The organism is Streptomyces sp. B15, assembly GCF_018070605.1.
Lineage (GTDB): Bacteria > Actinomycetota > Actinomycetes > Streptomycetales > Streptomycetaceae > Streptomyces > Streptomyces smyrnaeus.
Genome location: NZ_JAGPXJ010000010.1, coordinates 37,855 through 57,438, shown reverse-complemented (window position 1 = coordinate 57,438; position 19,584 = coordinate 37,855). Strand labels below are relative to the sequence as shown.

Below are 19,584 nucleotides of genomic sequence, written 5' to 3'. Positions count from 1 at the left end.
CCTCCGCTGTAGTGGACCACCGAAACGCACCGTGGCCTGGCTCGCCGGCTGCCGCCGACTCCACCGCCGCTATCGCAAGGCCGAACGTCGTCGTACGGCAGGACGGTCACCTGTCGGTGCTGGACTGGGAGACGATCTCGCTTGACGATCCCCTCCTCGACCTCGGAATGGCGGCCGTAGGGCTTGCCCAGGACGCCGGGAACCTGGCCCCGGCGCGACTGGACGCCCTTCTCTCCGGATACCAGGACATCGCACCGCTGTCGGACGAGGACGCGGCAGCCCTGCCGATGGAGATCGTGCACGCTGCGTTGAGCATCGCCTTCCACCGCTACTACCGGCACAACATCCGCTTCCCCGACCCGGCCAAGAGCTCCATCCACAACGAGATGCTGCAATTCGTGGATTCGGTGGAGAAAATGACCTCGTTGCGAGGCTGAGAGGGATCGGAACAGACTCTCACCAGCGCCAGGTGGGCTGGCTGAAGTACACAGGGAAGCGGCTCCAGCGACCTACGATGCTGGAGCCGCTTCCCTGTTCTTGCTGTCGCTCAGGCGCGCAGTTCGCCGCCCTTGACGGCCGATACGAACGCCGACCAGCCGTCCGCCGCGAACGTCAGGACCGGCCCGTGCGGGGTCTTGCTGTCACGGACGGGGACGACAGCGGGGAGGTCGTCCGCGACCTCGACGCATGCGCCACCGTCTGGGTTGCTGTAGGAGCTCTTGCGCCAGGTAACGGCGCTCAGATCGAGGGATCGCACGGCACTTCCTCCAACATGCGCAGGACGAACTTCCGCGACTCAGCCGGGGACAGCGCCAAGTCGCGCAACGCATCGTACGCACGCTGCAAACGCTCAACCGACGCGTTTTCCTCGATGAGGTCGCCACGGTAGGTGCTTTCGCTGTACGCCACGGTACGTGCGTCCGTGAATCGGAGGAACCACATGTCTGTTCCTACCAAGCCGTGCAATCCAGCGTCGAACGGCAGCACATGCAAGGTGACGTTGCTTCGCTGTGTCACGTCCCTGATGTACGCCAACTGCTGCTGCCACTCTCCGACGTCCCGCAGCGGCGTCCGCAACACTGCTTCCGACACGATGGTCCAAAACGGCGGTGCCTCGTCGCCTGCCAGCAGAGAGCGTCGTCCCATTCGCGCCTGTACTTGTTGCTCAAGCTCCGGGCCCTTCAGCCCGCCAGCGGAAAGAACCTCCCTTGCGTACTCAGGGGTCTGCAACAACCCCGGAACGACGCTCACCGCGAAGTGCCACAGGCTCGTCGCCTTCGCCTCCAGTTCCATGTAGCGGCGATAGCGCTCGCGGAACTGGGTCTGGTCGTTGATGGCCAGCTCCCACAGGGCCAGGAGCAGCCCTGGCGTGCCGTAGTGCTGGTCCAGGGCCTCGACCACTTCGGGCCCGCCCAGGGTCTCGCCGCTCTCCATCTTTCCGAACAGGGACCAGTCCCAGCCCAGCCGTTCGCCGAGCTGGCGCAGGCTCTCCCCGCGTTGCGCCCGCAGGTGCCGCAGTTCCTCCGCGAACCGGGCGCGTGGTTCGCGGCTGCGGCCGGTGACCGCTCGCCTCGTCGGCATGGTGTGCCTCCGTGGAAGGTGTGGAACATGCGCTGATCTGCCGGGGAAGCACAACCGGTCTGCGGTGTGCGCAGCTCAGCGAGGCCGCATTCTCGTAATGCGCCCATCACGCACGGTAGTTCAGACGGTGCACTCCGGGTGGCGAAATATCAGAACAAACAATGAAAAGTTCAGGAGTACCCCTTATGACGAGCCCGCAGCGAGCCGACCGGGACGAGACCGCACACGAGAACGAACTCCGGGGCTGGACGGAGGGCCGGACTCCGGCCGGGGCCGTCAAGATCCGGGAGGCGGTGGACGCGCGCGACGCCCTGGCCCGAGCGCTGACCCGCGCGGGAATCCAGCTCCCGGCCATGGACGTACGCACCCCATGGCGGGATGCGTCGGCGAGCGACGGCGAGGACGCCCCGGACTGCGCGCGGGCCGCCCGCTACGCGCTCGTACACCTCGGCGTCTGTTCCTCCTCCGTCGCCCACGCGCTGGCGGCCGTGATCGCGCGCGGTGCGGGCCGGTGACGGATGGCGGCCCCCAGCCGCAGGCGCCCGCCACCGCCGCGCCGGTGGAGCCGGTCGTCGGCTCGACCGTACGGGACCTCGCCAGTGCCCGGGTCGGGCTCGTGACGGGGCGGGAGGGCCGCTGTCTCCGGCTCCGGCCGCTCAGCGGGGGACGGGAGTGGGACGCGGACCCCGACCGCGTCCGGCTGCTTACCCACGCCGAAGTGCTGAGTGCCCGCGTCGCGGAACTGAACGCGCGCAGCAGACAGACCCTCGACCTCAGCGGGGTGAGCACTCTGTGACGCGCCCAGGGAGCCGCGCGGCCGGCGTGCCGACGCGCCAGTGCGGTCTCACGTGCCGGGATGAGCCCGGCCGCGCAGGCGGGACGCCTTCTCAGCCACCTCCCAGCGCTTTCACAGCTGTCTCTCAGGTTCGGCGTGCAGGCTGCCGTGCATGGAGGAGAAGGTGGTGTCCGCTGCGCGTGCCGGGGCGCTGGGGCAGGAGCCGCTGCGGCGGCCCGACGGCAGTCCGGTGCGCATTCTGGTGGTCGACGACGAGCCGTCGCTCACCGAGCTGCTGTCGATGGCCCTGCGGTACGAGGGCTGGCAGGTGCGGGCGGAGGGCGGTGGTGAGGCGGCGGTGCGTGCCGCGCGGGAGTGGCGTCCGGATGCGGTGGTGCTGGATGTGATGCTGCCCGACGTGGACGGGCTCACCGTGCTCGGGCGGCTGCATGCGGTGGCCCCGGGGATTCCGGTGCTGTTCCTGACCGCGCGGGACGCGGTGGAGGACCGGATCGCCGGGCTGACGGCGGGCGGCGACGACTATGTGACCAAGCCGTTCAGTCTGGAGGAGGTCATCGCCCGGCTCCGGGGGCTGCTGCGGCGCGCCGGGGCGACCGCGGCCGGGCAGCCGTCGTCGCTGCTGGTGGTCGGTGATCTGGCCTTGGACGAGGACACCCACGAGGTGACGCGGGGCGGTACGGAGATCCGGCTGACGGCCACCGAGTTCGAGCTGCTGCGCTATCTGATGCGCAACCCGCGGCGGGTGCTGAGCAAGGCGCAGATCCTGGACCGGGTGTGGTCGTACGACTTCGGCGGTCAGGGCAACGTCGTGGAGCTGTACATCTCGTATCTGCGGCGGAAGATCGACGCGGGGCGGGCCCCGATGATCCATACGCGGCGCGGGGCGGGCTATCTGCTCAAGCCGGCCGCGGAGTGAGGAAAGAGCGAGGGCCTGCCGTCATGTCCCGTCTTTTCGGCCGGCTGCGCGGTCGGCTGCGGCTGCGCCGCTCGCTGCGGGCCCGGCTGGTGTTCTCGGCCGTCGCGATGATCGCGGTGGTGGCCGCCGTGATCGGTACGGTGACGACGATCGCCCTGCACACCTATCTGTACCAGCAACTCGACAGCCAGCTGAAGGACGTCACCTTCCGTGCGGCGGGGCCGGGGCCGCCCGGGCATCCACGGCCGGAGGGGTTGGAGAAGCTGCGGTTCCTGGGGGTGGGCGGGCAGCCGGTGGGCACCGTCGGCGCCTTCACCGAAGGGACGGAGGAGGGATCCTTCAGCTCCGCGGCCCGCAGCGTGCAGCAGAAGCCGGCCGACGGGAGGCCCGGAGTCGACATCCAGCCGCTGACCAGTGCCCAGTCGGCTGCGCTGGCCTCGGTACCGCGAGACGGCCGGCCGCACACGGCCGAGCTGCCGCAGGTGGGCAGCTACCGGGTGACGTCCGTGCATGTGGCGGACGGCACGCTGCTGGTGGGTCTGCCGACGGCTTCGGTCGACGACACGATCAGCACGCTCGTCCTGGTCGAGGTGTGTGTGGCCGGTACCGGTCTGCTGGGCGCGGGGATCGCGGGCGCGGCGTCGGTACGGGTCGCGCTGCGGCCGTTGCGGCGGATGGCGCACACCGCCACCCGTGTCTCCGAACTGCCGCTGCACAGCGGCGAGGTACGGCTGCGCGAACGGGTGCCGGTGCGGGACACCGATCCGGGGACGGAGGTCGGCCAGGTCGGGGCGGCGCTGAACCGCATGCTCGGGCACGTCGGCTCCGCGCTGGCGGCCCGGCACGACAGCGAGCAGCGGCTGCGCCGCTTCATCGCGGACGCGAGCCATGAGTTGCGGACGCCGCTGGCGTCGATCCGCGGGTACGCGGAGCTCTCGCGCCGCAAGCAGACGGACTCGGACCTGGACAACGGCTACGCGCTGGAGCGGATCGAGTCCGAGGCCGTCCGCATGAGCGGCTTGGTGGCGGACCTGTTGCTGCTGGCCAGGCTCGACGCCGGACGGCCGCTGGAGCGACGCCCGGTGGACGTCTCGGCGCTGGTCGTCGACGCGGTCAGCGATGCCCGGGTGGCCGGGCCCGCGCACAGGTGGCGTCTGGAGCTGCCCTCGTCGCCGCTGCTGGTGACCGGTGACGAGGGGCGACTGCGCCAGGTGCTGGTCAATCTGCTGGCCAACGCCCGCACCCACACCCCTCCGGGAACCACCGTGTGCGCCGGGCTGGCGCTGCGCGGTGACGGCGACCATGTGGAGGTGCGGGTCGTGGACGACGGCCCCGGTATCCCCGCGGACGTCCAGGAGCGGGTGTTCGAACGCTTCGCGCGGGGCGACGCCTCACGCTCCAGGCACCACGGCAGCACCGGACTCGGACTGGCCATCGTGGCGGCGGTGGTGTCCGCTCACGAGGGCGACGTGCGGGTCGACAGCCGCCCGGGCAGGACGGTGTTCACCGTGTGCCTGCCGGTGGATTGCGCCGGATCCGACACCTCACAGCCGCCTCACAGCCTGGCCACACCGGGCTGACAGGCCGGCCCGGGACGGTCGGCTGCATGAACGTACCAACCCGTCTCGCCGACCCCGGCGACCTCGCCGCGAGCGCGGCCCTGCCGGCCCGTCATCATCTGCCGTCCCAGCTGCGCACCACCACCGTTCTGGACGTGGTGGTGCCCGTCCACAACGAGGAGACGGCCCTGGGACCTTGCGTCCGACAGCTGCACACCTTCTTGACCCGCCACTTCCCCTACGGCTTCCGCATCACCATCGCGGACAACGCCAGCCGGGACCGCACCCAGGAGGTCGCCCGCGAACTCGCGCAGGAGTTCGGCGATGTGATGCTGGTGCGCCTGGAGGAGAAGGGGCGGGGGCGCGCCCTGCGCACCGTATGGGCCGCCTCCGACGCTCCGGTACGCGCCTACATGGACGTCGATCTGTCCACCGACCTCAACGCGCTACTGCCGCTTGTCGCGCCGCTGATCTCGGGGCACTCGGACGTCGCCACCGGCACCCGGCTGGCCTCCGGTTCACGCGTGGTGCGCGGACCGAAGCGGGAGGTCCTCTCGCGCGGCTACAACCTGCTGCTGCGCGGCTCACTGGCCGCCCGGTTCTCGGACGCACAGTGCGGCTTCAAGGCCGTACGCGGCGAAGTGGCCGACCAACTGCTGCCCCTGGTGCAGGACAACGGCTGGTTCTTCGACACCGAACTGCTGGTCCTGGCCGAACGGGCCGGGCTACGCGTCCACGAGGTCCCCGTGGACTGGGTGGACGACCCCGACTCGCGGGTCGACATCCTGCGCACGGTCACCGACGACCTGAAGGGCGTCTGGCGGGTCGGGCGAGCGCTGGCGAGCGGCACGCTGCCCCTGGACCGGCTGCGCCGCCCGTTCGGCGACGACCCGCGCGACCGCCACCTTGCCGGCGTACCCGGCGGTCTGCCGCGCCAGCTCATCGGCTTCTGCCTGGTCGGCGTGTTGAGCACCCTGCTGTACCTGGGGCTCTACTCCCTGCTGCGGCAAGGCATGGGCGCCCAGGCTGCCAACGCGCTCGCCCTGCTGCTGTCCGCGCTGGGCAACACCGCCGCGAACCGACGGCTGACGTTCGGCGTACGCGGCCGCGAGCGCGCCGTGCGGCACCAGGCCCAGGGACTGCTCGTCTTCGCCGTCGGCCTGGCGCTCACCAGTGGCTCGCTCGCCGCCTTGGACACCGCCGCCGCCGACGCTCCGCACAGCGCCGAACTGGCGGTCCTGGTCTGCGCCAACCTCGCCGCGACGGTCCTGCGCTTCGTCCTGTTCCGCGCCTGGGTCTTCACCCGCCGCTGAGTGCCTTCTTCAAGTCCTCCAAGAGGGCGCGCCCCCAAGGGCGCGGGGAACCGCGCGCCCAGCCACAACACACCTGCACACGCTGCACACAGCGCACCGCCCCACCTCGTACGGCGGATTCCCGCCGCAACGGCACCACCGGGCAGACGACCCCGGTGACTGCTCACCACTGCGGCGGGAAGGGGTGTGCGGCACAGCCTGCTCAGGCACGCACATCGTCAGGCCTGCAAGCCGTCATGCCTGACGGCTTGCAAGCCCGCAGGCCCGAAAGCCGTCAGGCGGCCTTGGCGGCGGCAGCCTTGTCCGCGCCCTTGAGGCCGAAGATGTCGACGGCGTGGTAGTACGTCCACGCCGTCGAGTTGCAAGCGGTCTTCGTCGCCCCCGAGTAGCGGCTGCAGACCCGCTTGAGGTCCTCGTAGAACGCGGAGTCGATGCGGGCCTTGTTCGCGGAGAAGGCGCCGACCGCCTTGTAGTTGCGGTAGCCGAAGTCGTGGCGGGCACAGGCGTTCTGGAAGGGGAAGCCGAACGGGTTGTCGGGCGAGGAACTGCAGTAGTCCGTCGACCAGTTGAACCCGTAGGCCGCCCACTGCCCCTGGTTCTGCCGGGCGGCGTACCAGGCGTTGTAGCTCGACGCGCTGGTCTGCGTCCATGAGCTGAGGACCTGCAGTTTGTCGGCGGGAGCGGCCGAAGCCGAGCCGGCCGGAACGAGTACGGCGGGAAGCGCCAGAGCGGCGACGGTGAGGGGGACGGTGTAACGGCGGCGCATTCTCATGAAGACCTCCGAGAGGACGAGCCAGAGATGCCCCAGGCCAGGTGGGGTTCGCCGGGGCACGCCAAGCTTGCCAGCCGCGTGCACGTCCTGAACAGATGCGTTCAACTAGCAATTGAGCGCGCCTCGTTGGCGCCCCGGCGCGGACTTCGACTCCGCATCCCGAACAACAAGCGGGTCACTCTCGTCCGGCGGACCAGCAGTTCGTACGCGGCGAGGGTGAGGGCGAGGGCGATCGCGACGAGGGCGGAGTACTCGACCGGTATCGGCGCCGACCAGCCGGTCACGAGGTAGGCGACGCCCACCACGATCGGCTGGTGCAGAAGGTAGAGCGGCAGCACAGCAGCGGCGAGGTAGCCGTACCCGCGTTCAATTGCTGGTCGCCGTGACCGTCCCGGCCGTTCTGGCCGCCCCGGCTCTTCCCATCGCCGAAGCCGTCGCAGCCGTCGTCGGTCGAGGAGGCCCGGGATGGCGACCACCAGGCACCATCCGGCGGCTCCGAACAGCGCCCGGGAGGCGATGGCCAGCGCGGTCATCTCGGTGAAGGGCTCGTCGGCCAGCGCGAAGCCGGGGCCGGCCGCGGCGAACAGCACGACACCGATCCAGGCCGCGACGCCGGCGTCCCGTCGCGTCGCGGTACGGAAACGGTCGTCGGCGGCGAGCGCGAAGCCGGCGAGGAAGAAGAGCAGATACGACCAGCGGTGCCAGCCGGCGAAGTCCTCCTCCATCCGCGCACCGGCGCAGAGCGCCGCGAAGGCGACGGCCGGCAGAAGTACCAGCCCGCGCCGGCGCACAGCCGCCTCCGCCACCCGGTCACCGATACGGCGCACCGGCTCGCGCGGCAGCAGCCACAGGTGGAGCGGCACCAGCAGGAGGGAGAAGGTCAACAGGAGCACGACGAACCAGAGGTGTCCGGTCTCGAAGTGCTCACCCTGGAGGAGGAACGGGAACTCGGCCATTTCCAGACGAACGTCGTAGAAGCGGGGCAGGAAGGCGAGGTACGACTCATGGTGGTCGGCGTCGGCCGAGCGCAGCCGCAGCCACTGGGGCAGCGGGTTGAGCGCGAGGGTCACGAAGATCAGGGGTACGCCGAGCCGCAGCAGTCGTTCCGTGGTGAACCGCCGCGCGCCGCGCCGTCGCAGCGAGTGCCGGGCACCGAGGCCGGAGATGAGGAACAGCAGCGGCATGGCCCAGACGACACCGAACCCGGCGACGATCAGAATGGCCCCGGTCGTCTCGTCGTTCTTGACGTAGAAGTCGTCATCGGTGGCGTACACCAGCGCGGAGTGGAAGAAGACCAGCCCGATCACGACCAGCATCCGCACGGCGTCCAGTTCCGCTCGCCGCCCCGGTTCTTGCGCCGGGCGTGTCCCCTGCTTGTCCGCAGGCCCCCGTTCCGGCTCCCTCCCCGGCTCGCGCTCCGGCCCCGGTTCGGGTAACGCCGCCTGTCCCTGCTGCCCTGCGTCCGACATCACGCCTGCGCCCTCCCCCGTCCCCGCCCACCGTCCTCGCCCGTCGTCCCCCGCCCGTTGCGCACGGCCTGAGTGGTTCCTGCCTGCCGCACGGTCAGGCGGTCCGGAGGGGCGGGATCGCGGTGCCGTCCACCGCTGGGACGATGCGGTCTCCTGTACCGGGCCGCCGCCCACGACGGCTCGGACGACGCGCCCCGGCTCCCGGTCGGGCCTCCTGCGGGCCGTCGGGACTCGACCGGGCCTCATCGAGCCCGTCGACGAGCAGCGTAGCGAGCCGGTGCACGGCTGCCCAGACGACGAACCCGGCTCTGTCGCCGGGACGGACCGCAGCCGGCGGTCGCCGAGCCTGAGTTGCCGCTTCCACCGCCGGAGCCGGGCGTGCCATGCCGGCCGGCGGCTTGATCGGAGGTGGGGGTGCACGGGATGGGGCATGGGTACGGTCAGCAGCAGAGCGTCCGCGGGCAGCGCGGTGCGGGCGCCCTACCAGGGGCATGAGCCGCTGAATGAGGAGGAGTTGATCCGGTGGTGGAGACAGCGGTCGACGGCCGCCCCATGGTGCGATACCGCTCCCCGGTCCTCGACAGCGCGCGGTGGGAGGGCTTTCCGTTCCGCGGCGACGACATCGTGATCAGTACTCCGCCCAAGTGCGGCACCACATGGACGCAGATGATCTGCGCCCTGCTCATCCATGGCACCACCGACCTCCCACAGCCCTTGAACAGCATGTCGCCCTGGCTGGACGCCCTCTACCGGGACCGCGACGACGTGGTGGCCGCTCTGCGGGCGCAGCCCCACCGCCGATTCATCAAGTCGCACACCCCGCTGGACGGTCTGCCGTACGACGAGCGCGTGACGTACATCTGTGTGGGCCGCGATCCGCGCGACGTGGGCCTGTCGACGCAGCACCACATGGCCAACATGGACCCGGCCGCCGTCGCGCGCGCCCGCGCACGGGCCGTCGGGGAGAAGGCCGACGCGAAGGCGGCCGAAGAGATGGCCGAGATGGCGGCACGGCGGGTGCGGGAGGGCGCCGAGCCGGGCTCATCCGGCTTCCTGCACTGGGTCGAGAACCGCGCCCCGGTGGCCGAGGCACCGGCGAGTCTGCGCTACACGCTGCACCATCTGGGAACGTTCTGGGAAGCCCGGCACCTCGACAACGTGGTGCTGCTGCACTACGACGACCTCAAATCCGACCTGGCGGGAAACATGCTCCGCCTGGCGCAGCAGCTCGGCATCACGGTGGCAGAGGAGAAGCTCCCCGACCTGGTGCGGGCGGCGACCTTCGAGGCCATGCGCGGCCGGGCCGACCAACTCGTCCCCGAGGCCGACATGGACGTCTGGCGCAGCCCCCGCGACTTCTTCCACCGGGGCTCGTCCGGGCAGTGGCAGGAGGTCCTGACCGAACAGGACCTGCGCCGGTACGCGGAGGTCACCGCCCGCTGCGCCGCCCCCGGCCTGGCAGCCTGGCTGCACCCCACCCACCCGCTCCCAGCCGCACCGGAGAACGGAACGGAACTGAACGGAACGGAACGGGCCCGAAGGCCGTACGGAGCGGACTCGTAGGACGGACGGAACCCGGCCGGCATGCTCCGAGGCGCCGAGCCGGGCGGCGCACGGGCCGACGTACGCCGTAATGCGGGCGAACCACCAATCAGCAGATACCGAGCCCCGGCCCCGATCCCCGGTCCTCGGTCCTCGGTCAGTAGACGATCGACACGATCCGGCAGGCGGCTTCCGCCAGTCGACGGTCGCCCTCGATGCGGGCGCGGGCCAGGGCGGTGTCCGGCTGGATACCGCGGGTACACAGTCGCCACGCGGTCTCCGGGTCCAGGCCGACGGTCGCGGCCGGGCGCCCGGTCTCCGGCTCGGCCAGAGACCACCGGTCCGCAGTGGCAGTGGCAGTGGCAGTGGCAGTCCATGTTCCGCCGGCCGGACCTTCGACCCGCACCTGGACCTGGGTGCCGACGCGGGCATCGACCCGGCGCAGGGTGTGGGGCAGGGCCCGCATGAAGGTGTCCAGGACCACGGAAAGGAACCGCGCCTCGGGATCGGTGCCGTGGCCGGTGGCGAGGCGGATCTGCTGGCGGTGGGTCCAGAACTCGGTGAGATCGCGGGCGCTGTCCAGCCACATCGGCGCCGGATCGACGCCGGCCCAGGACACCCCCAGGGAGGGAGCGTCGGGGTCGGCTGTCTCGAAGAAGCGGGCCACCTGGGCGCCGACCAGGTCCAGGGTGTCGACGAGCGCCGCCGGGCTCACCCGGCGGTGGGTGTCGACCCATTCCTGATTGATGCGGTGGATGAACGCCTCCAAGGTCTCCCCGGGCACGAAGCGGGGTCCTTCCTGGTGGCCGTCGCGGTCTCGGGCGAGGCGCCCGTAGAAGTCGCCGAGGAGGTGGGCGGCCAGATCCCGCACCGTCCAGCCCGGCGCCGCCTCCCTGCGCCAGTCGGCGGGCGTCAGACCGCGCAGGGTTGCCGTCAGCGCGGCCTGTTCAGGACCGAAGAGCGGACGGGCGTCGATCGGGGCACCGAGCCAGGAGTGCCCCGGCACGTCACTGAGCTGTGAGTCCATATCGAGATCCTGCCAACCGGACGCCCTGACGCCCACCGGATTCCGTTCCGTCCGTCGGCCCGCCGGCCCGTGAGCTGTTGAGCACGACCCCGTCAGAGGTGGGCGGAGCGCTGACGCGCCGACGCAGATCAAGCGCCTGTGGGGTCACTGCTCGTCGCGCCGTGCTCGCACCTCGACGGCGTCGAGAGCGGGTGTGAGGGGTGCCAGCGCGGCGCGGAGCAGGTCGGGCAGGGAGCCGGCCGGGACGACGAGCCCTCCGCCGGCCGAGGATGTGGCGGCCTGCTGGAACCACCGTTCGAGGGCGACGTGGACGGCGGCGGCGACGCTCGCCGCGAGCACGCGGGCGGTGAACGGGTCGGTGCCGCCGAGGCTGTCGTCGATCGCGTCGGCGAGGGGGTGCTCGATCGCAGCGGTGGCGTCCAGGAACGCGTTTCGCAGCGCCGGACTGGTGGTGATCAGCAGCAGTGCGTCGCGGCCGGCTTCTCCCGGGGCGGTGTACTGCTCCACGATCGCAGCGAGGACGCCGTCCGCGAGGCGGACGTCGGCGGGGCGGGCGGCTACTGCCGCCGCCACCCGGGATTCCCGCTCGGCGGTGACGGCGGCGACGATCGCCTCCTCACGGCTGGAGAAGTAGTTGTTGTAGGTGCGGGGCGAGACGCCGGCGGCCTCCGCGATGTCGTCGACGCGGACGTTGTCCGGCCCGCGCTCCAGGGCCAACCGCAGTGCCGCCTCGCGCAACGCCTCTCGTGTGGCCTGCTTCTTCCGCTCACGCAGACCGGCCCGTCGTGTCGTCACCACACCAGCATCCCGCAACGACTGCGCGCACGCAAATTAGCATGGCCTCCAAATTTGCGTGCACGCATATTTCGCTTTAGCGTCACCCCTTCGACACCCCCCGGCAGGAAGGACCAGCATCATGCGGGCCAAGGGCATCAACTACGACACCGGCTTCGTCCGCGCTGGAACGCTCTCCCGTGAGCGTTTCGACCCGGACGTCGTCAGGCGGGAGCTACGCGTCATCCGTGACGACCTGCACTGCACCGCCGTCCGTGTCATCGGCGGTGATCCGGAACGACTGGAACTGGCCGCGGCCTCCGCCGCCGACCTGGGCCTGGAGGTCTGGTTCTCGCCCTATCCCCTGGAACTGACCCGCAGGGAAATGCTCGACCTGTTCGCCGACTGTGCGGCGCGCGCGGAGCGGCTGCGGCAGCGGGGAGCCGAGGTCGTCTTCGTCACCGGCGCCGAGTTGAGCTTGATGAACAAGGGGTTCCTGCCCGGCGCCGCCCAGGAGGACCGGCTTCGGTTGCTGCTGGACCAGCGGGACCGCCTGCACGAGCGGGTGGGCGAAATCAGCGCACACGTCAACAGCTTCCTCGCCGAGGCCGTGGCGGTCGTCCGCGAGCACTTCGCCGGGAAGATCACTTACGCCTCCATACCGCTCGAACGCATCGACTGGGCGCCTTTCGACTTCGTCAGCGTGGACCTGTACCGGTCGGCGGAGGTCGCCGACCAGTTCTCCAAGGGCGTGCGCACCCTCGTCGCCCAGGGAAAGCCGGTCGCCATCACCGAGTTCGGCACCGCGACCTATCACGGCGCCGGTGACCTGGGCGGTCGCTGCATGGAGATCGCCGAGTACGACAGCCGGACCGGCGCTCCGGTCCGGCTGAACGACACGTTCACCCGGGACGAAGCCGGGCAAGCCAGCTATCTGCGTGAGCTGTTGGAGGTGTTCGACACCCACGGTGTCGACAGCACATTCGCGTTCCTCTTCGCCCTCCACAGCTTCCCCCACCGCCCCGACGGCGACCCCCGCGACGACCTCGACCTCGCCAGCCCCGGCATCGTCAAAGTCCTTGAGCACGGCCGGGGCGACGCCTATCCCGACATGCCCTGGGAGCCCAAGGCCGCGTTCACCGCACTCGCCGACTTCTACAGCGCCTGATCACATGGCACGGCCGGCTCACAGCGACACCGCACCCGCGGCGTACGGCACGCGACGCGCGACTACGGCGTGCGACGTACGACGCGCGACACGCGATGGCGGGTGAGGCGCGGATCACTCGGGGATCGCCCGCAATGCCGGGCGGCGCCGGGCCCGACCCTGCTTGGCTGGTGGCCTCAATGATCACTGGAGGTCCACGCTCATGGCGCTCACACACTGGGGATTCATCTACACGGCTGCCGGCAGTGCCGCGGGCGGCGATGTCAGCGTGACGGACACGGGCACGTGCCGCACTGTCCTCGTGGGGGTGGAGAAGCCCGAAGAGGGCGTTGAAGTCGCACGCCGCCTGGTGGACGAAGGTGTGCAACTGATCGAGCTGTGCGGAGGCTTCGGGCCGGTGTGGGCCGGACGCATCATCGAGGCGATCGATGGCGCGGTCCCCGTAGGCACCGTCGGCTACGGCCCCGAGGCCGTCGACCAGGTGCACGCAATCTTCTCCTGACCGCCCGACTGAACCAGGTCGCCGCGCGGCGTGCGGTTCCGCCCGGGCATCCTCGGCGAGACCGCCGAACGGAGGTGGATGGGGCTCGGCCTGGAAGCGTTCAAGTGGTGCTCAACCGGTCGCCCGGCGTCGGAAGGCGGGGCGGGACGTAGCCGTCGTGGTCCTTGGGATCGCCTGCGCGCCCGTCGCCGAGCAGTTGGTCGGGAAGGAGGACGACGCGGGCCGTCTCGGACAGGTCCGGACCCTGTTCGGCGCCGGGACCGATCCAGGAGTCACCCGTCTCCACCGGTGGGACGCCCACTCCCTCGTACACGTCGACGGTGTCGCACAGCAGCACGACGTCAGCCGAGTCCACCGCACATACCGCGACCTGCACTCTCGTCTCCGGCAGCGGTGCGGTCGCGGTGGTGCTGTAGCTGAAGCGCACGGCACGGCCCCGTTCGGGGACCTGCGGGTGCCGCCCTGTCCCCCAGTCCGTGACTTCGACGGTCAGCGGGTACGTCACATCATCGCGGACCACTGTGACTGCGGTTGCCGCGGGGCCGGGAGCACGCTCGGTCCGACCGCCTTCCCCCGCGGTACAGCCGGCGAGAGCCGCAGCCGCGCAGGCACCCGTCACCGCCCGCACTGCCGCAGCGCGACACCACCCCTTCGAGGCCACCGCTCCACCTTCGGTCCTGCCTGTGCCGTTCCCACTTCCAAGCTCGGGACGTCGGCCATCGCTGTTCCGGTTCCCGACCGAACGTCCCGTAACTGCTGGTCGCGGGTACGGCGATCACCAGTGCCCGGTGTCAGGCGCCCAGCCGGGCTGCTCCCGTCGTACGCCTGCCGGACCGCTTGATTGAGGGCGCGGGCACAGGCGGTCGTCGGTGTGTGGAGGCGGGAGGAGCAGCGGGTGTTTCGAGGCGGGATTTGAGAGCGTGCTGCGATGAGTTCCGTACTCGCTCGCTGTCTGTAGAGGAAGACGCACCGGATCGAGCAGGGAGCAGGTGATCTCCGTGGAGGTCGCGCGAGTTCTGATGGTCGCGCCCGTGAGGGACGTGGAGGCGGCGGTCGCCTGGTACGAACGGCTGCTGGGCCGCCCGGCGGACACCCGGCCGATGCCGTCGCTGGCCGACTGGCACCTCACCGCGGGCGGCTGGCTCCAGGTCTTCCAGGATCCGCAGCGCGCTGGTTCGGCTCTGCTCAACCTGGAGGTGCCGGAGCTGGATCAGGCCTTGGCCGAGCTCGCGGAGCGCGGCCGGACCGCAGGGCCGGTGCAGACCGGCGGCGTACGCACCCGCTTCGCCCAGCTGCAGGATCCCGACGGCAACCTGGTCACCCTGATGGAGAACCCGGTGGCCTGACGCGCATGTGGCGGGCGGTCAGAGTCGAAGTGGCTCTGCCCGCGCGGACGGGTTCTGGCTCGCCTGCTGTGGTGCTTGCACGCCGAGAGATGAGGTGGGGAGGACGGTCCCGGCCGGCCAGGTCGTCCTGCCGGACGGCGTCGAGACAGTCAGGCAGGCGCTCTGACGGCCGAGCACCGCGCCGAGCTCCGGGGCCGGCTCGGCTTTGTGCAGGCGTCGCTCACCGACGCCTGCATGGCTGCGATTCACCGCGACGCTACCGTGCGGCTCCTGCGGGGCGTCGAGGAGGCATTGTGCGGCGCGCAACGGGCCCGCGACTCGCCGCGGATGTCGACACCGAGGCGGAGGCGGCGGCCCTGGTCGCGTTCGTGGACGGACTGTGCCTGCACCACGCGGACTCGTCGTCCGGGTGGCCCTTCACTCCTCTGTCTCGAACGCCTGGGCGACGGCGAGGCTGTCCTCGTAGACATGGTGCCGGGTGACAAGGCCGTCTTCGACGGTGAGATGCAGAGCGAACCGCGCCTGATAGGAACGCCCGGTGGGTCGGGCGGTCTGACGGATCTCTCCGAGCACGACCGCGTCGCTTCCGTCGACAAGGATGCGCTCGACCTCGGTCGCCACCAATTCCGGCACGTGGTACTCGGCAAGCTCGCGGTAGTGGGCGGCCGCGTCGGCCCGGGTGGACCGGTGACGGATCCACGGCGTGTCAGTACGGCCGTGTTCGGCCTCCGGCCAGTCGAGCTTCCAATCGCTCTGGTCGGCATACATCTGGGCGATGCGCTCGGGATCGCCCTCGCCGATTCTGCGCAGCAACTCCTCGACCACAGTGCGCGTGTCGGTAGATGCGGCTCTCGACATGACTGACCTTCCGTCTGGTCCGCGTCCTCCGACGCGGAGAGATCACCGATCCTGCCGGTGCGGGCACGTCAAGGCGATTACCTCTGAGGTAAGACAAGCGGTCCGCCACGCTTCCGATCCGCGCCCTGGAACGATGTGTCGCTCGCTCGAACGGACAGGAACGGCGAGAGTGCGGCGGTTGCGCGAGCGTAGGCGCTGTCCGGGCCCACGAACCCGCGGTCGGGAACGGGTGCACCTGTGCGTCGCCCTGCCCGAAGGTGATGTTGTCGAGACCTTCTGCGATTGCGTCACGGCGGGCGCGTTCCAGCATCGGCGCGGAGAGGTCGACACCCAGGACGTTCCCTTCGAGGAGACAGTGCCTAGTCGGCGACCTGTGCATCTCGGAGGGGCACGCTGTCCGACCCGTCTGCGGCCTCCCAGCGCAGCAGGTCTCCCGGCTGGCAGTCGAGCACTTCGCAGAGCGCGGCGAGCGTCGAGAAGCGCACGGCCTTGGCGCGGCCGTTCTTGAGGACTGCCAGGTTGGCCGGGGTGATTCCGACGCGTTCGGCGAGTTCACCCACGGTCATCTTCCGCTTGGCCAGCATCACGTCGATGTCGACGGCGATCGGCATCAGATCACCTCGTCCAACTCGGCCTGCATGTGCGACGCCTCGATGTCGCGCGCGACGGCCTGGGCGAGCAGCATCCGCAACACGAGGACGATGAGTGCGACCCCGAGCACCGCCAGGCCGGCCCCGCCGATCAGGAGGACGATACCCGGTGCGACGGCCTCGCCCGGTGCGAGGACGGCGCCGAGCGCCCACAGAAGGAGTGCGGCTCCCGTAAAGGCTCCGGTCACCAGGTCCACGTACCGGAAGGACGCGTCGAGCCCCTTCCCGCAGCGCCGTGAACATGCTGGCACCTGGACACCGCTTCGGCGCGGCACCATGGGCTACAAGCAGGTGACGTACCAGCCCGCCGGCAACTTCTGGGCCCTTCGATGGGCGGAGACGGTGCTGCACCTCGGTCTCGCCCTGGCCCTGGCCGCGTTCTGCGCCTGGTGGTTCCGCCGCCGAGCGACCTGCAGGCACCAGTCCGCCAGGGAGTATCCGGGGGGGCAGCCGGGACCCGGCTGCTCCCGGCAGCAGCGCCGAACCCCACCTCGCCCAACGGGCCCCACGCCTGTGCGACGGGGTTCCGGCTCCAGCGCGGCAGGCGCACGGTTTTGCACGGTGGCCTGGCGGCCCTTGTCTAGGTCCCGTGCGGGCGCTCGCCGCCCGTGGCGGGAAAGGTCCGCCGGTAGTCCGTCGGTGAGACGCCGACCTGCTTGAGGAAGTGGTGGCGCAGGTTGTTGGCCGTGCCCAGTCCGCTGCGTTCGGCGACTTTCTCCAGCGGCAGCGAGGTGGACTCCAGCAGGCCCTGCGCCTGGCCGATGCGCTGGTTGAGCAGCCACTGCAGCGGCGTCACCCCGGTCGCCTCGCGCAACCGCCGGTAGAAGGTGCGCGGGCTCAGTGCGGCGCGCCGGGCCAGGTCCTCCACGGTCAGCGGCCGGTGCAGGTTTTCCAGGGCCCAGGCCAGTACGGGTCCCAGACCGCGGGCGTCCGTCGCGGGCACGGAGTGGTCGATGAACTGCGCCTGCCCGCCCGGCCGGTGCGCGGGAACCACCATCCGGCGGGCCAGTTGGTTGGCGACATGTGCGCCCAGGTCGCGACGGACCAGGTGCAGGCACAGGTCAAGTCCGGCGGTCAGTCCGGCGCTGGTGAGCACATCGCCGTCGTCCACGTACAGCACCGAGTCGTCCACCCGCACCTTCGGGTGCCGTTCCGCCAGTTGTGCGGTGTGCATCCAGTGAGCGGTGGCGCGCCGCCCGTCCAGCAGCCCCGCCGCGGCGAGCGCGAAGGCGCCGGTGCACAGCGAGACCATGCGGGAGCCTCCGTCGTAGGCGTGCCGCAGGGCGTCGACCAATTCCCCGGGCACGGGCGCGCCGTCCTCGACACAGGCGTCGGGCACCGACGTCACGATGACGGTGTCCGCGCCCGCCAGGTCCGCCAGCCCGTAGCGACTGCGCAGTTGGAGCCCGGACCCGGCCGGCTCGTCGCCCTGTCGGCCTTCCACCGAGGTGCCGTCCCCGCACATCCGCAGGTCGTACCAGGGTTCGGCCAGATCGGGCTGCGGCTTGCCGAAGACCGTGCACGGGATGCTCACCTCGTACAGATCCCACGAAGGGATCCTGATGTCCTCGGGCACGACCAGGGCGACGGAACCAGCGCTCATGCCGGCAGCGTACGCCGCCGGACTGGCAGGAATTTGGTGAAGGTGGTCACTCCTGTCACTGTTCCGGCCTGTCGCCCGCTGCGAACGTGGTGCCTACGTGATCAACCACCGCCATGCGGAACCACCAGGCGGATCCGGCTTACAGGGAGAAAGCACATGAACCGCGTACGCGAGGCAGTGACCGTTGTCGGACTGGGCTCGATGGGCTCGGCACTGGCCGCCGCGCTCCTGGACCAGGGTCACCCGACCACCGTCTGGAACCGCTCCCCGGGCAGGGCCGACGCACTCGTGGCCAAGGGCGCCACGCTCGCGGCCGACCCCGCCGAGGCCGTCGCGGCGAGCGGGCTGACCATCGTCTGCGTCCTGGACTACGACGTCATGTACGGCGTCCTCGGCCCGGCCACCGCCGCTCTGGAGGGCAAGACCCTGGTCAACCTCACCTCGGGCTCCCCGGAGCAGGCCCAGGAGGCCACCGCGTGGGCCGAACGGCACGGCGCCGCCTACCTCGACGGTGCGGTCATGACCACCCCGCCCGGCGTCGGCAACCCCGAGATGATGTTCCTCTACAGCGGAGAGGCCGCCCTCCTGGAGGCCCACCGCCCAGTCCTCGCCGCCCTCGGCGACCCCGTCCACCTGGGCACCGACCCGGGCCTGGCCTCGTTGTACGACGTCGCCCTGCTCGGCCTGATGTGGTCGACCTTCACCGGCTGGCTGCACGGCACCTCCGTGGTCACGGCACAGGGAACGGACGCCACAGCGTTCACCCGCGTCGCACTCCGCTGGCTCACCGCCGTGGCCGGCTTCATGACCACCTACGCCCCTCAGGTGGACGCCGGGCACTACCCGGGCGACGACGCCACCGTCGACATCCAGATCGCGACCATCGACCACCTCATCCACGCCGCTGCGGCCCGCGGAGTCGACAACGCACTGCCACAGCTCCTGAAGGCCACCATGGTGCGCGCTCGCGCGGCGGGTCACGGCTCCGACAGCTACGCGAGTGTCATCGAGGTACTGAAGAAGCCGGAGAGCACCAAGTGAGCAGCCAGGCAACCGGGCCCGAGTCTCCTGCCCCGCTACATCCCCAACCCCCGTGGGACGAACTGCTCGCCGCCACCGGACAGGAGTGTCTGTCCGCGCTGGAGGAAGCGGCAGAGCGGGACTGGACCGTCCCGGCGGGGGGCCTGGAGTGGAGCTGCCGCGCGGCCCTCGATCACCTCGCGCTCGGCCTGATCGGCTACGCGGGCCTGCTCATCGCCCGACCCACCGACCGCTACATCACCCTGTTCGCCTCGCTCGACGCCCAAGCCCCCGTGGCCCACTGCCTGGAGGGCCTGCACATCGCCACGGTCGTGCTGCGCTCGGCGGTCCGCGAGGCCCCCGCCACAGTGCGGGCCTGGCACCCTTGGGGCCACTCCGACGCATCTGGCTTCGCCGCCATGGGCCTCGCCGAACTGACCGTCCACACCTGCGACATCGGCCGTGGCCTGGGACTGGAGCTGCGTCCGTCGAACGAGGTGAGCGCGGTGATTCTGGACCGTCTCTTCCCCGACGCGCCCGTCGGTCATGCCGCGTCGGACACCCTGCTGTGGTGCACGGGCCGCACCGAGCTGCCGGGCCTGCCCCACCGAACGGCCTGGCAGTGGGACGGCACCGTGCGCTGAACCCTGGCCCAGACACTGTCCGGGAGCGGCCAGGCCCCCGCCGG

Annotated in this window: 23 protein-coding genes and 1 pseudogene; 12 read left to right on the top strand and 12 right to left on the bottom strand. The window is 70.7% G+C overall.

Going from position 1 to position 19,584, the window contains the following annotated elements:
* Positions 1–11: 11 nt before the first annotated feature.
* A complete protein-coding gene (locus KBY19_RS07365; RefSeq protein WP_107488712.1) occupies positions 12–437 on the top strand; it encodes a phosphotransferase in 426 nt (141 codons plus the stop codon).
* Positions 438–547: 110 nt separating this feature from the next.
* Here the strand turns inward: KBY19_RS07365 and KBY19_RS07360 are convergent, their stop codons facing one another.
* Together KBY19_RS07360 and KBY19_RS07355 are read right to left on the bottom strand one after the other, a co-directional pair.
* Positions 548–757, bottom strand: coding sequence for a DUF397 domain-containing protein (locus KBY19_RS07360; RefSeq protein ID WP_099884862.1), 210 nt, complete (start codon positions 755–757; stop codon positions 548–550).
* Positions 739–1,581, bottom strand: a complete 843-nt coding sequence (locus tag KBY19_RS07355; RefSeq protein WP_210965426.1) for a helix-turn-helix transcriptional regulator — start codon at positions 1,579–1,581, stop codon at positions 739–741. Before KBY19_RS07355 ends, KBY19_RS07360 begins: the two co-directional genes overlap by 19 nt.
* Positions 1,582–1,766: 185 nt before the next feature.
* Between KBY19_RS07355 and KBY19_RS07350 the strand changes: the two genes are divergently transcribed.
* The 5 genes from KBY19_RS07350 to KBY19_RS07330 all read left to right on the top strand — a co-directional run bounded on the left by KBY19_RS07350 (position 1,767) and on the right by KBY19_RS07330 (position 6,165).
* Complete coding sequence (locus KBY19_RS07350) at positions 1,767–2,096, top strand: hypothetical protein (protein ID WP_247690707.1); 330 nt, start codon at positions 1,767–1,769, stop codon at positions 2,094–2,096.
* Positions 2,093–2,377 (top strand): hypothetical protein, encoded by a 285-nt coding sequence (locus KBY19_RS07345; protein ID WP_307842410.1) that lies wholly within the window; start codon positions 2,093–2,095, stop codon positions 2,375–2,377. Before KBY19_RS07350 ends, KBY19_RS07345 begins: the two co-directional genes overlap by 4 nt.
* A 166-nt stretch (positions 2,378–2,543) precedes the next feature.
* Positions 2,544–3,293, top strand: a complete 750-nt coding sequence (locus KBY19_RS07340; RefSeq protein WP_307843460.1) for a response regulator transcription factor — start codon at positions 2,544–2,546, stop codon at positions 3,291–3,293.
* Between the two features lie 23 nt (positions 3,294–3,316).
* Entirely contained in the window at positions 3,317–4,873 is a 1,557-nt protein-coding gene (locus KBY19_RS07335; RefSeq protein ID WP_210965425.1) for a cell wall metabolism sensor histidine kinase WalK, read from the top strand.
* 26 nt (positions 4,874–4,899) lie between these two features.
* Positions 4,900–6,165 carry a dolichyl-phosphate beta-glucosyltransferase gene (locus KBY19_RS07330; protein ID WP_247690706.1) on the top strand — a complete coding sequence of 422 codons (1,266 nt, stop codon included), beginning with the start codon at positions 4,900–4,902 and terminating at the stop codon, positions 6,163–6,165.
* Between the two features lie 274 nt (positions 6,166–6,439).
* Here KBY19_RS07330 and KBY19_RS07325 read toward each other — a convergent pair whose 3' ends face one another.
* Positions 6,440–6,931, bottom strand: a complete 492-nt coding sequence (locus KBY19_RS07325) for a phospholipase (RefSeq protein WP_210965445.1) — start codon at positions 6,929–6,931, stop codon at positions 6,440–6,442.
* Positions 6,932–7,038: 107 nt separating this feature from the next.
* Positions 7,039–8,268: an acyltransferase gene (locus KBY19_RS07320; protein WP_282106992.1), complete on the bottom strand. Its 1,230-nt coding sequence runs from the start codon at positions 8,266–8,268 to the stop codon at positions 7,039–7,041.
* Positions 8,269–8,928: 660 nt separating this feature from the next.
* Here KBY19_RS07320 and KBY19_RS07315 point away from each other — a divergent pair.
* Positions 8,929–9,969, top strand: coding sequence for a sulfotransferase domain-containing protein (locus tag KBY19_RS07315; protein ID WP_210965423.1), 1,041 nt, complete (start codon positions 8,929–8,931; stop codon positions 9,967–9,969).
* A gap of 136 nt (positions 9,970–10,105) precedes the next feature.
* Here KBY19_RS07315 and KBY19_RS07310 read toward each other — a convergent pair whose 3' ends face one another.
* On the bottom strand, positions 10,106–10,975 hold the full coding sequence (locus tag KBY19_RS07310) for a maleylpyruvate isomerase family mycothiol-dependent enzyme (RefSeq protein ID WP_210965422.1): 870 nt from the start codon (positions 10,973–10,975) through the stop codon (positions 10,106–10,108).
* Positions 10,976–11,119: 144 nt separating this feature from the next.
* The gene (locus tag KBY19_RS07305; protein ID WP_210965421.1) at positions 11,120–11,770 is read right to left on the bottom strand and encodes a TetR/AcrR family transcriptional regulator; all 651 of its coding nucleotides are present in this window, start codon (positions 11,768–11,770) and stop codon (positions 11,120–11,122) included.
* A gap of 121 nt (positions 11,771–11,891) precedes the next feature.
* Here KBY19_RS07305 and KBY19_RS07300 point away from each other — a divergent pair, with 121 nt between their 5' ends.
* Both KBY19_RS07300 and KBY19_RS07295 read left to right on the top strand, forming a co-directional pair.
* The gene (locus KBY19_RS07300) at positions 11,892–12,917 is read left to right on the top strand and encodes a hypothetical protein (protein WP_210965420.1); all 1,026 of its coding nucleotides are present in this window, start codon (positions 11,892–11,894) and stop codon (positions 12,915–12,917) included.
* 202 nt (positions 12,918–13,119) lie between these two features.
* Positions 13,120–13,419: a DUF6506 family protein gene (locus tag KBY19_RS07295; protein ID WP_099884853.1), complete on the top strand. Its 300-nt coding sequence runs from the start codon at positions 13,120–13,122 to the stop codon at positions 13,417–13,419.
* Positions 13,420–13,519: 100 nt separating this feature from the next.
* Here KBY19_RS07295 and KBY19_RS07290 read toward each other — a convergent pair whose 3' ends face one another.
* Entirely contained in the window at positions 13,520–13,939 is a 420-nt protein-coding gene (locus KBY19_RS07290; protein ID WP_210965419.1) for a hypothetical protein, read from the bottom strand.
* Between the two features lie 499 nt (positions 13,940–14,438).
* On the opposite strand from KBY19_RS07290, the gene KBY19_RS07285 reads away from it, so the two are divergent.
* Entirely contained in the window at positions 14,439–14,765 is a 327-nt protein-coding gene (locus KBY19_RS07285; RefSeq protein WP_099886840.1) for a VOC family protein, read from the top strand.
* A 417-nt stretch (positions 14,766–15,182) separates the two neighbouring features.
* Here KBY19_RS07285 and KBY19_RS07280 read toward each other — a convergent pair whose 3' ends face one another.
* The 5 genes and pseudogenes from KBY19_RS07280 to KBY19_RS07265 form a co-directional block, all read right to left on the bottom strand.
* The gene (locus tag KBY19_RS07280) at positions 15,183–15,590 is read right to left on the bottom strand and encodes a nuclear transport factor 2 family protein (RefSeq protein WP_368860986.1); all 408 of its coding nucleotides are present in this window, start codon (positions 15,588–15,590) and stop codon (positions 15,183–15,185) included.
* The gene (locus tag KBY19_RS37745; RefSeq protein WP_368860985.1) at positions 15,472–15,933 is read right to left on the bottom strand and encodes a hypothetical protein; all 462 of its coding nucleotides are present in this window, start codon (positions 15,931–15,933) and stop codon (positions 15,472–15,474) included. Before KBY19_RS37745 ends, KBY19_RS07280 begins: the two co-directional genes overlap by 119 nt.
* 49 nt (positions 15,934–15,982) lie before the next feature.
* A complete protein-coding gene (locus tag KBY19_RS07275) occupies positions 15,983–16,234 on the bottom strand; it encodes a helix-turn-helix transcriptional regulator (RefSeq protein WP_099884850.1) in 252 nt (83 codons plus the stop codon).
* Positions 16,234–16,485: pseudogene (locus tag KBY19_RS07270) on the bottom strand (DUF2975 domain-containing protein); the annotation flags it as partial. The gene KBY19_RS07275 and the pseudogene KBY19_RS07270, both read right to left, overlap by 1 nt.
* Before the next feature lie 368 nt (positions 16,486–16,853).
* The gene (locus KBY19_RS07265; protein ID WP_099884849.1) at positions 16,854–17,876 is read right to left on the bottom strand and encodes a GlxA family transcriptional regulator; all 1,023 of its coding nucleotides are present in this window, start codon (positions 17,874–17,876) and stop codon (positions 16,854–16,856) included.
* A gap of 156 nt (positions 17,877–18,032) precedes the next feature.
* Between KBY19_RS07265 and KBY19_RS07260 the strand changes: the two genes are divergently transcribed.
* Positions 18,033–18,917 carry an NAD(P)-dependent oxidoreductase gene (locus KBY19_RS07260; RefSeq protein WP_099884848.1) on the top strand — a complete coding sequence of 295 codons (885 nt, stop codon included), beginning with the start codon at positions 18,033–18,035 and terminating at the stop codon, positions 18,915–18,917.
* Positions 18,914–19,540, top strand: coding sequence for a maleylpyruvate isomerase N-terminal domain-containing protein (locus KBY19_RS07255; RefSeq protein WP_307843459.1), 627 nt, complete (start codon positions 18,914–18,916; stop codon positions 19,538–19,540). The genes KBY19_RS07260 and KBY19_RS07255 overlap by 4 nt, the downstream gene beginning before the upstream one ends.
* The last annotated feature ends 44 nt before the right edge of the window (positions 19,541–19,584 follow it).

Bases quoted from the DNA above. Each gene is read 5' to 3' on its own strand.
- KBY19_RS07355 (WP_210965426.1), bottom strand. From the start codon at position 1,581: ATGCCGACGAGGCGAGCGGTCACCGGCCGCAGCCGCGAACCACGCGCC.
- KBY19_RS07350 (WP_247690707.1), top strand. From the start codon at position 1,767: ATGACGAGCCCGCAGCGAGCCGACCGGGACGAGACCGCACACGAGAAC.
- KBY19_RS07335 (WP_210965425.1), top strand. From the start codon at position 3,317: ATGTCCCGTCTTTTCGGCCGGCTGCGCGGTCGGCTGCGGCTGCGCCGC.
- KBY19_RS07330 (WP_247690706.1), top strand. From the start codon at position 4,900: ATGAACGTACCAACCCGTCTCGCCGACCCCGGCGACCTCGCCGCGAGC.
- KBY19_RS07325 (WP_210965445.1), bottom strand. From the start codon at position 6,931: ATGCGCCGCCGTTACACCGTCCCCCTCACCGTCGCCGCTCTGGCGCTT.
- KBY19_RS07310 (WP_210965422.1), bottom strand. From the start codon at position 10,975: ATGGACTCACAGCTCAGTGACGTGCCGGGGCACTCCTGGCTCGGTGCC.
- KBY19_RS07300 (WP_210965420.1), top strand. From the start codon at position 11,892: ATGCGGGCCAAGGGCATCAACTACGACACCGGCTTCGTCCGCGCTGGA.
- KBY19_RS07295 (WP_099884853.1), top strand. From the start codon at position 13,120: ATGGCGCTCACACACTGGGGATTCATCTACACGGCTGCCGGCAGTGCC.
- KBY19_RS07285 (WP_099886840.1), top strand. From the start codon at position 14,439: ATGGTCGCGCCCGTGAGGGACGTGGAGGCGGCGGTCGCCTGGTACGAA.
- KBY19_RS37745 (WP_368860985.1), bottom strand. From the start codon at position 15,933: ATGCTGGAACGCGCCCGCCGTGACGCAATCGCAGAAGGTCTCGACAAC.
- KBY19_RS07275 (WP_099884850.1), bottom strand. From the start codon at position 16,234: ATGCCGATCGCCGTCGACATCGACGTGATGCTGGCCAAGCGGAAGATG.
- KBY19_RS07265 (WP_099884849.1), bottom strand. From the start codon at position 17,876: ATGAGCGCTGGTTCCGTCGCCCTGGTCGTGCCCGAGGACATCAGGATC.
- KBY19_RS07260 (WP_099884848.1), top strand. From the start codon at position 18,033: ATGAACCGCGTACGCGAGGCAGTGACCGTTGTCGGACTGGGCTCGATG.